This window comes from Croceifilum oryzae, from assembly GCF_030814315.1.
GTDB lineage: Bacteria > Bacillota > Bacilli > Thermoactinomycetales > Thermoactinomycetaceae > Baia > Baia oryzae.
This window is the reverse complement of sequence record NZ_JAUSUV010000007.1, coordinates 62,638-76,992: the sequence shown is the minus strand read 5'-3', so window position 1 is coordinate 76,992 and position 14,355 is coordinate 62,638. Positions and strand designations below refer to the sequence as shown.

14 protein-coding genes are annotated in these 14,355 nt (G+C 42.3%); 5 read left to right on the top strand and 9 right to left on the bottom strand.

Features of this window, described 5'->3' with window-relative positions; translation table 11 throughout:
- Window positions 1-67 precede the first annotated feature (67 nt).
- From J2Z48_RS08965 to J2Z48_RS08955, 3 genes are read right to left on the bottom strand one after another with little or no spacing between them, the layout of a single operon-like run.
- On the bottom strand, window positions 68-1,030 hold the full coding sequence (locus tag J2Z48_RS08965; RefSeq protein ID WP_307252786.1) for a protein-L-isoaspartate O-methyltransferase family protein: 963 nt from the start codon (window positions 1,028-1,030) through the stop codon (window positions 68-70).
- A 33-nt stretch (window positions 1,031-1,063) separates the two neighbouring features.
- The gene (locus J2Z48_RS08960; protein WP_307252785.1) at window positions 1,064-1,330 is read right to left on the bottom strand and encodes a hypothetical protein; all 267 of its coding nucleotides are present in this window, start codon (window positions 1,328-1,330) and stop codon (window positions 1,064-1,066) included.
- A 15-nt stretch (window positions 1,331-1,345) separates the two neighbouring features.
- Window positions 1,346-1,585, bottom strand: coding sequence for a hypothetical protein (locus tag J2Z48_RS08955; RefSeq protein WP_307252784.1), 240 nt, complete (start codon window positions 1,583-1,585; stop codon window positions 1,346-1,348).
- A 250-nt stretch (window positions 1,586-1,835) separates the two neighbouring features.
- Here J2Z48_RS08955 and J2Z48_RS08950 point away from each other — a divergent pair, with 250 nt between their 5' ends.
- Both J2Z48_RS08950 and J2Z48_RS08945 read left to right on the top strand, forming a co-directional pair.
- Window positions 1,836-3,275, top strand: coding sequence for a helix-turn-helix domain-containing protein (locus J2Z48_RS08950; protein ID WP_307252783.1), 1,440 nt, complete (start codon window positions 1,836-1,838; stop codon window positions 3,273-3,275).
- A gap of 466 nt (window positions 3,276-3,741) precedes the next feature.
- The gene (locus tag J2Z48_RS08945) at window positions 3,742-4,179 is read left to right on the top strand and encodes an SRPBCC family protein (protein ID WP_307252782.1); all 438 of its coding nucleotides are present in this window, start codon (window positions 3,742-3,744) and stop codon (window positions 4,177-4,179) included.
- Window positions 4,180-4,241: 62 nt separating this feature from the next.
- Here the strand turns inward: J2Z48_RS08945 and J2Z48_RS08940 are convergent, their stop codons facing one another.
- Entirely contained in the window at window positions 4,242-4,643 is a 402-nt protein-coding gene (locus J2Z48_RS08940) for a hypothetical protein (protein ID WP_307252781.1), read from the bottom strand.
- Window positions 4,644-4,803: 160 nt separating this feature from the next.
- Window positions 4,804-5,193, bottom strand: coding sequence for a hypothetical protein (locus J2Z48_RS08935; protein ID WP_307252780.1), 390 nt, complete (start codon window positions 5,191-5,193; stop codon window positions 4,804-4,806).
- 194 nt (window positions 5,194-5,387) lie between these two features.
- Here J2Z48_RS08935 and J2Z48_RS08930 point away from each other — a divergent pair, with 194 nt between their 5' ends.
- Window positions 5,388-7,154, top strand: a complete 1,767-nt coding sequence (locus J2Z48_RS08930) for a HAMP domain-containing sensor histidine kinase (RefSeq protein ID WP_307252779.1) — start codon at window positions 5,388-5,390, stop codon at window positions 7,152-7,154.
- Between the two features lie 57 nt (window positions 7,155-7,211).
- Here J2Z48_RS08930 and nadA read toward each other — a convergent pair whose 3' ends face one another.
- Genes nadA through J2Z48_RS08915 form a run of 3 tightly spaced genes read right to left on the bottom strand, consistent with a single transcriptional unit; the run spans window position 7,212 to window position 10,686 of the window.
- Window positions 7,212-8,315: a quinolinate synthase NadA gene (nadA, locus tag J2Z48_RS08925; protein ID WP_307252778.1), complete on the bottom strand. Its 1,104-nt coding sequence runs from the start codon at window positions 8,313-8,315 to the stop codon at window positions 7,212-7,214.
- Window positions 8,306-9,163 (bottom strand): carboxylating nicotinate-nucleotide diphosphorylase, encoded by an 858-nt coding sequence (gene nadC, locus J2Z48_RS08920; protein WP_307252777.1) that lies wholly within the window; start codon window positions 9,161-9,163, stop codon window positions 8,306-8,308. Before nadC ends, nadA begins: the two co-directional genes overlap by 10 nt.
- Window positions 9,164-9,174: 11 nt before the next feature.
- Window positions 9,175-10,686, bottom strand: coding sequence for an L-aspartate oxidase (locus J2Z48_RS08915; protein WP_307252775.1), 1,512 nt, complete (start codon window positions 10,684-10,686; stop codon window positions 9,175-9,177).
- Window positions 10,687-10,871: 185 nt separating this feature from the next.
- Between J2Z48_RS08915 and J2Z48_RS08910 the strand changes: the two genes are divergently transcribed.
- Both J2Z48_RS08910 and J2Z48_RS08905 read left to right on the top strand, forming a co-directional pair.
- The gene (locus J2Z48_RS08910; protein ID WP_307252774.1) at window positions 10,872-12,023 is read left to right on the top strand and encodes a cysteine desulfurase family protein; all 1,152 of its coding nucleotides are present in this window, start codon (window positions 10,872-10,874) and stop codon (window positions 12,021-12,023) included.
- Between the two features lie 68 nt (window positions 12,024-12,091).
- Window positions 12,092-12,751, top strand: coding sequence for an Asp23/Gls24 family envelope stress response protein (locus J2Z48_RS08905; RefSeq protein ID WP_307252773.1), 660 nt, complete (start codon window positions 12,092-12,094; stop codon window positions 12,749-12,751).
- A 44-nt stretch (window positions 12,752-12,795) separates the two neighbouring features.
- On the opposite strand, the gene pepV is transcribed toward J2Z48_RS08905, so the two are convergent.
- Window positions 12,796-14,220, bottom strand: coding sequence for a dipeptidase PepV (pepV, locus tag J2Z48_RS08900; protein ID WP_307252772.1), 1,425 nt, complete (start codon window positions 14,218-14,220; stop codon window positions 12,796-12,798).
- Window positions 14,221-14,355: the final 135 nt, after the last annotated feature.

Genomic DNA, 14,355 nt, shown 5'->3' with positions numbered 1-14,355 from the left:
AAATCCATATTCACACACCTGAGATAGGATCAGTCAGCAGTTCAAAGTAGTTGGTTCTTACTTTCCATTACTTTCTCTCTAAAATAACTCGTGTTCCTCGGAGAACTGGCTTCATATCCTTCCAGCCAATTTTTCCTTCTGCTAGCCACTTCTCTACAAACTTCTTAAGATGCAACAGAGCTGGTTGACTCGTAGAATAGGCTTTTCCATGCCGATCTACATAAGCTAATCCATCAGAAACCATTCCAAATCCAGATCTTTCGCCCGTTGAGCCTGTAAATCTACCCTTTTCTCGCTTCCACAGAAAGTAGACACGAAAATCTTCATACTCTGTTTCCGCCAAAATTTGTTCTTGATACTCCGCTTTTTTCATCAAGAGGAACTGTTCTTTCGAATCGAGGGATGGGTCATCTGTACTAAACCAGAATATCTCTCGATCTATCCCCCTTTCGGCAAAATCAGCATCCATAGCAGGACCTAAGAGATCATAGTCAGCTGGATTTTCTCTCATCGAGATATAAGATCCACGCTCAATATTCTCTCCTACAAGCACTCCTTGTTCTTTTCGAAACTGGGTTGTCACCATCGAATCAGCCATATCCGACATAAGAAAAGAGGAAACTAGAATCCCACCTTCAGCTAGTTGCTCCACCCATGCTTCGGGCATTTTATCTGGTGTTGCCCAAGCTACAATCCGATCATAAGGGGCTCCCTCCGCCCAGCCTAATCTACCATCTTGCACATGAAACTCAACATTCCGTCCAACAAACATTCCTCTCGCTCGTTCCGTTAAACTTGGCTCTATATCAAGGGATACAAGCTTCCCCGACTCTCCTATCAATTCCAGCAAAAGAGCCGCAGTATAACCCGAACCCGTTCCTAATTCTAGGACCTTGTTTCCTTCCTCCACATCTAGTAGCTCTAAATCACCCTGTATAGCAAATCGAGCTGTAGACTGTTGAATAACTTTTCCATTTTGTTTTACATAGAAATCCTCGTTTATTCTCTCCATTGCTTGTCCTACTTCCATGAACATCCTCCTTAATGAAAAATGATGATTCGGCTAGCTAGTAGGATAATCGCCTCCTTTCATATTTTGAATACTAGGCAACGAACGCTTTCGACACTGTGGACACTGATGGATCGAAACATCTGGATTAATCAAATTACCACAACTGCAAGCTAAATCGCTGTTTATCTCCAACACCATATCAGGCAAATTGATTTCAACACCGTCACACACAATCTGCGCATAATGGATATCTCGATTCGGTCTTACAATCGCGTAGATGGTAAAGAGATGAATGGGGATTTTCGAAGAATGATTCACAGATAGCGCCCCCTTTCACGTGAAAATATCATATGACTTCCCTTTAATCACCGACTTACCATTCGACTGGACAAAGGTAATATGATTCATTGGGATCATCAACTTCTCATCATCCGTCGTGTGTAAGACGACTTTGTGGTACACAGGCTCCGGTTCGTAAAATATCGAAATCTGAACCTTCTTTTGTTCGTTGTCATCTTTCGCGTATCTGATTACATGCTCTACCTTCTGCCCTTCAACTTGAATAGATAGCAAACCAAGCACCTCCTATGTTGATAGCAAATACATCCACTTTTCAAAGTTAATTTATAATTTTCAGATAAAATAGTCAAATGTCTAAAATCCACCCAATCCACGGGATTTTTTCGGGGTTACAAGAGAAAGCTGTTAGATATGTCACCGAATTAATAGACAATTACAGAAGGTATTCGCAAATCGAAAGCGAATTTGAGTAGCGATAAGCATAAATCGACAAAAATTTTTTTCTGAAAGGAGAGATTACGCGATGAACAACCAATGGGATCGTATTGAGTTAGGGAAGTTTCTAACAAAAGCGAGAAAGGCAAAAAGAAAGCGCCAGAACGACTTGGCGATTCGAGGAAAGCTATCTGCTTCAACCGTATGTAGTTATGAAAAAGGGAAACAGACCATTAATGAGGGACATCTATCCCTGATTTTACAGCAACTTGACCTGACACTAGAAGATGTCTCACGCTTTCGGCAATCATCGTTCCAACCACTTGAAAACCAAACAGTCAATACAACAGAAGAAGAGGAAATTCGTTTGCGGTTAATCTCAGTGGAGAATATTATTTTACTGGTTGACCCGAACGAAGGTCTTAGAAAATTGACTGATTTAAAAGTTGCGAATGAAAATCCTTTGCAAGTCGATATCCATTACTTGCGTGGAATAGCATATGCCAAAAAGCGCAATTGGAAAAAGGCGCACAAGAACCTTTTTGACTCTATTCAATTAATAAATCAAAGACATCCAGAGAAATTAGAAGGCAACCTAAAAACAGCCTGCTATTATGAATTAAGTCGTATTGAACATCATCAGAACAATCTACACCAAGCAATCAAATATTCGAAAGATGCCCTTCAATATTTTCATTCAGAAGGAGAACGTCGGTATTTTAAACAGTTGATATTGATTGCTCAAGTTATTTACAACCAAAAATTAAAACGCTGGGAAGACGCTCTACTCAATCTAGAAGAGATTACTAATACTCTTGATGAAGAAAGAGAGTTCCACTTTCCGTTGAGCGAAAGCAACTTAATTAATCTAAATATCTATGAGTTGCATGCTTCCACCCTTACCAAAGTAAACAAACGGACTCTAGCAATCCAATATGCTTTAAAGGGAATTGAAATTGCCCGTCTGGACAAGATGTATGAACGATCCTGCGAGTTATTTACCACCTTAGGAAGCATCTACATGGAATCCAATAAACTCAATCTTGCTCAAATTTGCTTTGAAACTGCCTTAATGTTGGAAAAGCATATTCAAAGGAAATACCTTCTCGCTTATATTTACACGCAATTAGGAATGTTGTACGATAAACGTAATGAAATGCACTTGGCTGTGACTGCTTTTAAAAAAGCAGTCCGCTATAGTCGAGAAATTGATGATGCCTACTGGGAAACTGAAGCATTAATTTCATTAGGAAAATGCTACGTGGAACATGGTAATTTTGAACAGGCTATTTCCCTCTTAAAAGAAGCATTATCATTAGCTGAACGCCATGCTTTCACTGATCAAGTAGAACGATTGAATCTACTCTTAGGGCATTGTTTAGATGCCAATGGCGATCCACAATTCGAGAAATACGCACTTAATTTCTTCCGTTCCAATGTAAGAAAATCGTTAAAAGAGGTCTGCGCAGGGGGTGAAGAAGACATGAATGCTAGAAAAAACAACGTTGGTGATCCACCAGATGGCTAAATTATTATGGTATAAACTAGGGGGTAGAAGTGATGATGAATACTAGAAAAAACAATATTGGTGACCCTCCTGAGGGTTAAGGCTTCTAATTCTTGCGGAGTTAGGAGGTGTAGAAGATGACCCTCAGAAAAAATACCTTAGGCGATCCACCTGATAGCTAAACATGAGATGAAGTCAGTTTATTTAACTGACTTTATTTTATTTTATATCGTATTCCGATTAATTAAAGAAGCAAGGGAGAGTCTATTCGCCCATTGCGATGTTAGCGATCCTACTTAGCTACGGATTGCGGAGCGGACAGTCCCACCTTCCCTGCTGGATCGGTATTGAGCTGTGGTCGAATAGACTCTCCCAGCCCCCGATCATCCACATACCCCATTTCACTTCATCCTGCTACTTCATACACCCGAGTATAAAAAGATACCACAATCGCAAATTACTAACTAAACGAAGGAGGAGGCGTAAAATGATCACACACTCTATGGAGATCCAAGCCCCCATTGAACACGTCTTTCAATTCATCGATGAAGAAGAAAAAACCAAACTTTGGATGAAAGAACTAGTCAAAATTACATACCTAGGCACATTTGATCCAGAAAACCCAGTCGGAACCAAATTTAAACAAAAACTAAAAGAAGGCGGACGAATCGCGGAGTATGATGGCGAAGTCCTAGCCTACGAAAAACCAAAGCTGCTATCCATCCGTTTAGGAAACAAAATGTTTTCCGTAGATGTTACGTATAAATTATCTGAGATCCCAAACGGAACTCGATTACACTACACTTGTACGCAAACCTTTCATACCTTCCTAGCCCGAGTAATGGGGACATTATTCAGTGGATTTATGAAGAAAATATTTCAAAAGCAAATGAAAGCACTAAAGGAAGTAGCCGAGTCCCGGTAAAACAAAGAGCTATCCATAAGTAACGTTCTACTCATCGATAGCTCTTACATCATACAAATAGCCTACTCATTACACTCAATCTTATCTTCAAAGTTAGAAGAATGCATATACGTATCTGCCCACCAGTTGTGAACCACATACCATTTATCTGATCCGTTTACCATCTCACCCTTAACAGCACCTGCAAACAAATGCGTACCATAAAATAGCTTCGTTGGCATACTTTCATGAGGCTTCGAAGAAAGGAACGGAGCCATTAAAGATACAACTCCACCTTTATCAGCTACTTCTTTTTTGATCGTAGCATTAAACTGGATATCAGCTCTTGTACAAGTATGATCTTTACCCGTATATAGAATCGGATCATAAGGAACCGGATCCTCACTAGCAAATGCTTGTCCACCCGTTGCCATAGCCATTACGGTACAACATCCCATTGCCAATTGCGCAAGTTTCTTTTTCATCTAAATCACTCCCTATTTATAAATAAATCCCTTATCAAATATAATGAATCACATCCTTTTAAAACAGTTCGCAAAGTTGCAGAAAAAGAGTCGGAAAAAACAGCAAAAAACTTGAGACCCGCACAGGAACTCAAGTTTTTCACCATTTATCACCATTCCATTATTTCTTCTCAATCGTTCCAGTAGCATTACATCCGTAAACTTGTCTCTCACAAACTAACTGCAAAGAATACTTACCTTTCCCAACCTTCTTTTGAAAAGACTTAGACTCATTCAGACGAACATATCCATCCGCAACAGCACTCGTATCTCCTTGATCATCTGTATGTAGAACTTTGTATCTCACTACCCTCGGATGGGTTGACCACCCTGACTGATTATGCATATTGATCTCAATGGTTCCCTGATCCTGTACGTTAACAGTATCCGATTTCACAAAATATTGATCCTCGTGAAGATGAACCTCTTGTCGGTCTCCTCCATTAGCGGATACGACAGCACTAAAAGCCAGTATAGCCGTTGAAACGAGCGAAGCAACTTTCATTTTCATATAAATTCCTCCACATATGTACGTTAATATTTTCAAACACTATGGAATAATTCCACAATATAACCTGAATCCCTTCTTTCGATTCATGCTAAAATCACAACTACTTCTCCATATGAAAACAAAAAATGCATCAATAATATACACTATACTAGGGTTATCCTAAGGAGAAGACTAGATATCGGAGAAGATAACGTATGAAAAATGGAATTGTATTTAAGCTATTTTTATTTACAACTGGATTATGCATGCTGATTATCGCAACAATTTTTATCGGGCAAACGGTGTTCTTTAAAAAATATTATGAGAACCAAAAAGTAGCAAATACAAAAGAAAGAATCACTGCCTTACAGAAGAAATATCAGGACGCCAATTTTTCTAACATTAAAGAACTGAAACAGGAATTTTATCGCGATGGAAATTGGATGACCATCTTAGATGATCAAGGAAAGATGCTATATTCCGATGACTTTGCTCTAGAAGTTCAAGTAAACGAACAACGGTTTCCCTACACCAAGAAAGAGTCACAAGTCCTGAAACTTCCCTTGTATTATTTTTTTACGATAGACGAGATAAAGAATGAAGAGACTGTAAAAGTTGGAAATGACATTAGCTTAGGCGGATTCGAAAACAAGGGCACATTTATTCCCACATGGGTTGTAATTGGAAATGAAGGTCAACGGTCTAAGCGGAACGAACAGTTTGAGAAGAAACTACGACAGGAGTTAGGTGATAATCCGACCACGTTATTAGGGACTATCAAACATATCGAGTTTCCGACTATGTCATCTAGTTTTTTTTACTCAAACCGACTATTCTTTGAAAAAATATTATCTTTTCAAGGATTAATGGCTATGAAAAAGCCACCCCGTATGTATACAGAGTCCACTGAATTAGTGGAGGAAAATGTAGACGGGGAGGGTGTTAGATATAAAGTCTTAATCCAACCATTTAAAGGCCCCGATGGGAAAATATATTACATGATCGCTATGACTTCACTGCAACCCGTTAGCGAAGCGGTTCAAATGTTAGAAGGGTATTATATTTACCTCATTATCTTGGTACTCCTTCTCACCATGCTCCTTTCCTTTTATTATTCGAAACAAATTGCACGTCCTCTGCTTCAAATCAATAAAACGACACAAAAGATCGCAAACCTCGATTTTTCGGAAATGGTTACCGTTCATTCGAAAGACGAAATTGGGGATCTATCACAAAACATTAATGAGCTATCCCGTAAATTGCAGTCGTATATTGAAAAATTACAGGATGATATCGAAAAGGAAAAGCAGTTAGAGGAGACTCGGAAAGAGTTTATCGCCAGTGTATCCCATGAGCTGAAAACCCCTCTAAGTGTGATGAAAAGCTGTGTCTCGATTCTGAAAGATGGGGTTGCTGCTCATAAGAGTGATCATTACTTCAATGCCATGGAAAAAGAAGTGGATAAGATGGATATGCTGATCGTGGAGATGCTCGAGTTGGCAAAGTACGAATCGGGTACCTACAAGATGGAGATGCAGTCCTTTTATATCGATGAGTTGGCGGAACAAGTTTGTGATCAGCTATCATGGGAGATTGAAAAAAAGCAATTGCAACTAGATCGAGAGCTGGATCATGTTCAAGTCCTCTCCAATCAGAATCGGATCGAACAAGTCCTTACCAACTTTATCACCAATGCCATTCGATATACCCCAGAGCAAGAACGAATCATCGTCTCAATCGTAGAGGAGAACAAGCAGGTAAAAGTGTGTGTAGAAAACAAAGGAACTCATATTTCACAGTCACAAATCGATAAAATTTGGGATCGATTTTATCGAGTGGATGCCGCACGTAAGCGTTCAACAGGGGGCACCGGATTGGGTCTGGCTATATCCAAAAAAATATTGGAATTGCATGGTTCATCCTATGGTGTATACAACACAGAGGATGGCGTGCTATTTTATTTCTATTTGAAGAAAGCATAATAAAACAGCGGTGTAACGAAGGCACATCCTTCTGCTACAACCGCTGTTTTTTACTGTTTATACTGCTAACATCCGATCTAACGCCACTTTTGACCAATAAATCGTGTCTGCATCCACTTCAATCTGATTCACTGGATTTCCTTCGATAATGCTATCCAGTGTCCAGAGTAGATGAGGTCGGTCAATCCGGTTCATCGTAAGACACGGACACATCGTCGTGCTGAGTAGCTGGATTTGTTGGTCCGGATACTCCTGTGCGAGACGTTGAACTAGGTTGACCTCTGTCCCAATCGCCCACTTCGTTCCAGGAGCGGCTGCGGCTACTTTTTTGATAATATAGTCTGTCGATCCGTTATAATCCGATGCTTGAACGACTTCAAAACAGCACTCCGGATGAACGAGGATGTTAATCTCAGGGTCTAGTTCACGCAGACGATCGATCTGTTCCACAGTAAACTTTTGATGAACAGAGCAGTGACCTTTCCAGAGGATCATGCGAACATCTTCTAGGTCGCCTTTTTGTTGTTCAAACTCACCGCTTCCCGGACTCCAGATGACCATCTCTTCGAGTGGAACTCCCATTTCAAAGGCTGTATTACGCCCTAAATGTTGGTCAGGTAGGAAGAGAATGCGCTTTTTCTGTTCAAACGCCCATGTGAGCACTTGATGCGCATTAGAAGAGGTACAAGTCGTTCCCCCATGTTTCCCCACAAATGCTTTAATCGCCGCAGTTGAATTGACATAGGTAACTGGGATCACGGTATCGCCAAATTTCTCAGTGATGACTTCCCATGCTTCCTCTACATCCTCGATATCAGCCATATCAGCCATCGAGCAACCTGCTTTTAGGTCAGGGAGAATGATGATCTGTTCATCTGCCGCTAAGGTATCCGCCGTTTCCGCCATGAAGTGAACCCCGCAGAAAATGATATACTTCGCATCTCTCTGCTCTGCCCCAATTCGGGCAAGCTTTAAGGAGTCTCCGCGATAATCAGCGTGCCTGATGACATCATCGCGTTGATAGTGATGCCCAAGGATGACGAGATCGTTTCCGAGCTGTGCCTTTGCTACTTTAATCCGACGATCCAATTCTTCATCCGATAAGCTACGGTACTCTACTGGTAGATGGTCTGCCACATTTGGAATCATTCCTACTGCCATGAGTCTCCCTCCAATTCTTCCACAAAGTCTAAACTAATATCGAGTGCTTGAGCTGAGTGTGTTAAGAATCCGAGGGACACCGCATCTACACCCGTCTCCGCAATCCCGCGAATAGTTTCAGGCGTGATTCCTCCCGAAGCTTCCACCCACACTTTCCGATCAATCATGCGTACCGCTTCTCGCAAAGTAGGTACAGACATGTTATCAAGTAAAATCGCGTTTACATCTACGGTAAGGATTTCTTTCACTTGTTCCAATGTATCTGCTTCTACTTCCACTTGTACCATATGACCGACACGAGTGCGAACGGCTTCTACTGCCTTTTGGATGCTTCCAGCCATCGCAATATGATTATCTTTTAACATCACGCCATGGCTAAGTCCAAAGCGGTGATTCGTCCCGCCACCCATGCGCACAGCATACTTCTCAAGTTGCCGTAAGCCGGGGGTCGTCTTTCGAGTATCTAAGACATGGCAAGGAAGCCCTTCTACTAAGTCAACCAATTGACGTGTCAATGTAGCGATCCCTGACATCCGTTGCAGAAGATTCAGTGCAACGCGTTCACCTGTTAAAATTGTACGGGTTAAGCCTTCTATGCGAGCGATTTCCGTTCCTTTGCTGACTCGCTCTCCTTCTTCCACTATAGCCGTGAAGCGAATGCTTGGATCTAACTCTTGGAAAACCATCTCCGCCACTGGCAATCCTGCTATCACGCCATCTTGTTTCGCTAGTAAAACCGCGACACTTTTATGATGGACTGGTACGATGGATTCAGTCGTCAGATCCCCTGCTCCTACATCTTCGTTCAATACATCACGAATAAACTGACGCAATTGAATGGAATTCATTTTTTATTCTCCTAGATTACATGATGTTTTTCTGCCCATTTATCCTTCGTATCTGGGAAATCTTCCCTGTAGTGCCCCCCGCGACTTTCTTCCCGAGCGAGCGCAGATTCTAAGATGACTTGTGCAGTGATTAACATATTTCTACATTCAAAAAAGCCACGATCTATTTTATCACGTAATTGCCTAATGTGTACCAATCCAGTTTCCAAACGTTCTCTATTTCGCACAATTCCACAATGGTCCCACATAATCTCACGAATCTCGTTTTTCCAGATCATTTCTTGCTCTGGATCTGTGTAAGAATGAACATATTCTGGAAAATCGATTTCCTGCGTAGGAAGATCCGGAAGGGCGGAGACGCTATCCGCCACTCGTTGAGCGAAGACAGCACCTTCTAATAAAGAATTACTAGCTAAACGATTTGCACCGTGAACACCTGTACAAGCCACTTCTCCACAGGCAAATAGTCTCTCGATATTGGTTCTTCCATCTAGATCTGTCTGGATGCCTCCCATAATAAAGTGGGTAGCTGGCGTAACAGGGATTAGATCGGTCCGTGGATCGATTCCGTGCTTCATACAGTTAGAAAAGATTTTCGGGAATCGCTCCGAAAATGAATCGCCTAAACAGGTAGCATCGAGATATACAGAGCGCCCTTGTTGCATTTCGGTATAAATACAGCGAGATACGACATCACGAGGGGCTAGGTCTTCCCAGTCATGATATTGCTTCATAAACCGCTCACCCAAATCATTCACGAGAAATGCGCCCTCTCCTCGAACCGCTTCGGAGATGAGAAACATCGGGTTTTGTTCCACTGCTAATGCTGTCGGGTGAAATTGGATAAATTCCATATCCACTAACTTCGCACCCGCTCGATGGGCTAACGCAAATCCATCACCTGTAGTAACGAGATCATTGGTTGTGTAACGAAACACCTGTCCACAACCACCTGTAGCCAATATAACCCCTTTACGGGCCGTGAGGACTTGCCTGCTGCCTTCTGCATCCATCATCACAACGCCGTGGCAGATTCCATCCCGTACGATTAGTTCCTGTACCACTGTGTGCGGGTGTAATTGTATATTTGATTGTTCATGTACTTTCTCTAAAAGGGACGAGGTAATCCCAGCTCCCGTAGAGTCTCCTGTCACATGTAAAATCCGTGAGACACTATGAGATCCTTCGCGACCTAACGACCAACCATCATCTGAGCGATCAAAACGGGTCCCCCACTCAGACAATTTATCGATGGTGTTCGGCCCCATCTGAACTAACACGTTAACGGACTCGACATTACATAGCCCCACTCCTGTTCGCAGCGTGTCTTCTTGATGTAATATAGGAGAATCATCTTCTCCAACAGCAGCGGCAATTCCACCTTGGGCACGCCAAGAATTACTTTCTTCTTGCTTTGCCTTTGTGAGAATCATCACATGACCGGTACGACCAAGAGACAGAGCAGTAGTAAGACCTGCAATTCCACTGCCGATAACGATATAATCGGTTTGTACCATCGACATCGTTAGGCATCCTTCTTTCACAAAATGTTAACAATTTACTTCAGTTTCATTTTCTCAGGAAATCAAATAATGTCAATAACCAATTCTACAAATCCTCTCATTTCAACCTTTGAGGAGGATGAGTTTGCTCCCTAATTCGGTATAATGAATAATGAAAACAGACGTTTACAAAGGGGAATCTCGCATTGAAGACCATTTATTTAGACTACGGTGCCACAAGTCCCGTCCGCGGAGAGGCTCTTGATGCTATGATGCCATATTTTCAATTAGAATATGGCAATTCGGGAAGCATCCATGATTTGGGACAACAATCAAACGATGCGATTCAGCATGCACGAACGCAGATTGCTCAAGCCATTGGAGCAACGAGTCCCCGTGAAGTCATCTTTACCAGTAGTGGTACCGAGGCGAACAATCTAGCCATCATTGGTAGTGCGAGAAAAAGAAAGCATCACGGTAATCATATTATTACCAGTTCAATCGAACATCCTGCTGTTTTAGAAGCATGCCGATATTTGGAACGAGAAGGCTTTCATGTCACCTATTTGCCTGTGGATTCATATGGCCTGGTACACGTTCAAGATGTTGCAAATGCAATCACAGAAAAAACAATTCTCGTCACCATCATGTCTGCCAATAATGAAGTGGGAACGATTCAGCCCATTGCTGAAATCGGTCAATTGTTACAAGATAGTTCCATTTTGTTTCACACAGATGCGGTACAATATATAGGAAAGGTTCCTTGTTCAGTGGAAGATCTAGGAGTCGATCTCCTTTCCATCGGAAGTCACAAACTATATGGTCCTAAGGGAATCGGTGCTCTTTATATCCGAAAGGGAGTCCGGATTGAACCTCTTTTCTACGGGGGTGGACAGGAGAGAGAAATTCGTCCCTCTACCTTAAACACACCCGCTATCGTTGGGTTCGGGGTGGCAACTGAACTCGCAGTCCAAGAAATTCATCGAGAATCCGAGCGACTAACCACGCTACGAGAGTATACTTGGTCACGCATTCATCAGGAAATCGGCGACGTGGACTTAAACGGACACCCGACCGAACGCCTCCCTAACAATATCAATCTCAGCTTTCATCGAGTAGAGGGGCAAGCAATCCTTCTGGAGCTAAATCGTCAACAAATTTATGTATCAAGTGGTTCTGCCTGTAGCGCTGGAAAACATCGTTCTTCTCACGTGATCCGTGCGATGGGTCGATCAGACGAAGTCGCCCACCAAAGTATGCGTATCACCTTAGGAAAAGATACAACCAAAGAAGACATCGATATCATGATCGAGCATCTCTCACAAGTGCTTACCTACTTACGTTCCTTGTTAATCTAATCAATCAGTTGATGAACTCATAACCTAACCCATCCACTATAGAGAAAGAGAACGGAGGGATTCTACAAATGAAACTGGCTAGATGGCTCTTTAAACTATCCCTATTAGCGATCCTCACCGGAGGGATTTGGGTCTTACTCATGTACGCCCAACAGATTAATTATCATGTACCCAATCAAAGCTATCTAATGAGTACCCATCTCTCATACACCATCTTTTTTATATTTGCTCTTCTGCTTCCCATATTCTTGTACAACATCTTTCGAAATCGCAAAAGAGTAACCGCGCTCAAACGCAGCTTCTACCTGTTTACCGCTTTTTATCTGATCATGGCTCCAACCGTCGTTTTAGCCTTTGATAACTATTTACTCGCCACGCCTCATGGAATTACATACAACACATTTATGAGCATAAATCAAAATGAGATCGAAGAATGGTCCAGTATTGAGAAACTAACGTTAGATTATAGCGAAGAAAGCTCATTTACCGGAAAAAGTGGATATCGTCTCAAGTTTATCGTGGATAGCAAAGATCGTGATCCCATTGACCTAAATAATTATAATTCTCCGCTCTATAAGAAAGGCCAGTTTTTAATTATTTATGAGAGAATAGCAAGTCACGGAGTCCCGATCGAAATCGCTCGTCCGTTGCCCAAAGAAGGCGTTGATCCAAACTCCCTGGTAGCCGAAATATATCAACTCGCCCAAAAACAAAAAGAAAGACCTTAAGCAGTTCAATCGCTTATAGGTCTTTCCTCGTATTTGGGCAGGGATTATTTCGCTAATTCATAGATCGCCTGAGCATAAAGCGCAGTAGCCCGAATCATATCTTCCCATTCAATAAATTCATCCTTTTGATGTGCCACTTCTTGGCGACCTGGGAACAAAGGCCCGAATGCCACACAGTTTTGTGCCGCACGCGCGTAAGTAGCTCCCCCGATTGCCATCAATTTAGCTGGATCCCCTGTCTGTTCTTCGTAAACACGAGACAATGTGGATACAAGTGGATGATCAGGTGAGAGATAATGCCCACGCTTGCGATCATAATGGATAATCTCAAGGTCATACACAGCTAGCTTCTCACGAAGTTGCTCAAGCAATTGATCATCATCAATCGAAATCGGATAACGAAGGTTTAATCGTACTCCTTCGCCCTCACCCATTGTATAGTTGAAGACTCCAGCGTTTACAGTAAGAGCGCCGGTTTTCTCATCCTCTTGGGCAACCCCCAATTTCTCACCGAAAAAGCTATCCACCAAGTAGCTATCAATCAACTTAATATAACGGCCACCTACTGCATCCAACTTAACAGTGGTTAAAAATCGAGCCAATTCTAATGCAGCATTTAGCCCTTTTTCCGGCTCCGATCCGTGATGAGAAACTCCGCGGACAACCAAGGTCACATGCTCATTCGCCTCTTCTGCATATCCTTGGATTCCCTTTTGTAGCAAGAAATCTTGGAATTGCTCTTTTAACTCAAAAACGTCCTCTTCCCCTACGAGTACCGCCGTGGCTAAGTCGGGAACCATGTTCACACGTTGTCCGGATTGGAACGATTCCAGCGTCCAGACTCCCTCTACAGCTTCCGTCACAGAAGCTGCTGTCGTTCCGTTTGCCTGAATATCATAAAATCCTTTTTCCGCATTGATGATTGGAAAATCAGCATCAGGCGTGAAGCCCATTGAAGGCATCTCTTCCTTCGCAAAATAGTGTTTCATACAACGCCATAAGGACTCTTCGTCTCCTCCTAAAATAAGGCGCACACGTTTAGACAAAGGCAATCCTAGCTCGTGAATCAATTTCATCCCATAATAAGCCGCCATTGCGGGTCCTTTATCATCAATCGCTCCCCGAGCATAGAGTCGTCCATCCCGGATTTCCGGCTCAAACGGAGGCGATGTCCAACCTTCTCCGACAGGTACGACATCCACATGGGCAAGTACACCGATCAGCTCCGACCCTTCGCCCATCTCCACATGCATCGCATAACCATCTACATTTTTCGTTTGGAAGCCATCTCTCGCTCCTAGATTGGTTACATATTGAATCGCATTAGCAACCTCTGCGCCAAATGGTGCTCCCTCGCGAGCGGTTGATTCATCTAAAATACTAGGAATTGATAATAATCCTTTTGTATCTTCTAATAATTGGCTTTCTCTCTTCGAAACTTCCTCCAACCAATTGATCTGCTTTTCCAAAAGAAAATCCTCCTCTTATGTACACAAAACGCTATAAATATCTCTTAGCATCCTATATGCCACATATCATAGCATGTTATCTGAAAAAATACACCGATTTCGAGTATAGAAAAAACCCGAAGTCAAGTGACTCCA

What these genes read in the sequence shown, in the direction of transcription:
- J2Z48_RS08930 (WP_307252779.1), top strand. Translation starts at nt 5,388, where the DNA reads ATGAAAAATGGAATTGTATTTAAGCTATTTTTATTTACAACTGGATTA.
- J2Z48_RS08915 (WP_307252775.1), bottom strand. Translation starts at nt 10,686, where the DNA reads ATGTCGATGGTACAAACCGATTATATCGTTATCGGCAGTGGAATTGCA.
- J2Z48_RS08905 (WP_307252773.1), top strand. Translation starts at nt 12,092, where the DNA reads ATGAAACTGGCTAGATGGCTCTTTAAACTATCCCTATTAGCGATCCTC.
- J2Z48_RS08940 (WP_307252781.1), bottom strand. Translation starts at nt 4,643, where the DNA reads ATGAAAAAGAAACTTGCGCAATTGGCAATGGGATGTTGTACCGTAATG.
- nadC (WP_307252777.1), bottom strand. Translation starts at nt 9,163, where the DNA reads ATGAATTCCATTCAATTGCGTCAGTTTATTCGTGATGTATTGAACGAA.
- J2Z48_RS08950 (WP_307252783.1), top strand. Translation starts at nt 1,836, where the DNA reads ATGAACAACCAATGGGATCGTATTGAGTTAGGGAAGTTTCTAACAAAA.
- nadA (WP_307252778.1), bottom strand. Translation starts at nt 8,315, where the DNA reads ATGGCAGTAGGAATGATTCCAAATGTGGCAGACCATCTACCAGTAGAG.
- J2Z48_RS08935 (WP_307252780.1), bottom strand. Translation starts at nt 5,193, where the DNA reads ATGAAAATGAAAGTTGCTTCGCTCGTTTCAACGGCTATACTGGCTTTT.
- J2Z48_RS08945 (WP_307252782.1), top strand. Translation starts at nt 3,742, where the DNA reads ATGATCACACACTCTATGGAGATCCAAGCCCCCATTGAACACGTCTTT.
- J2Z48_RS08965 (WP_307252786.1), bottom strand. Translation starts at nt 1,030, where the DNA reads ATGGAAGTAGGACAAGCAATGGAGAGAATAAACGAGGATTTCTATGTA.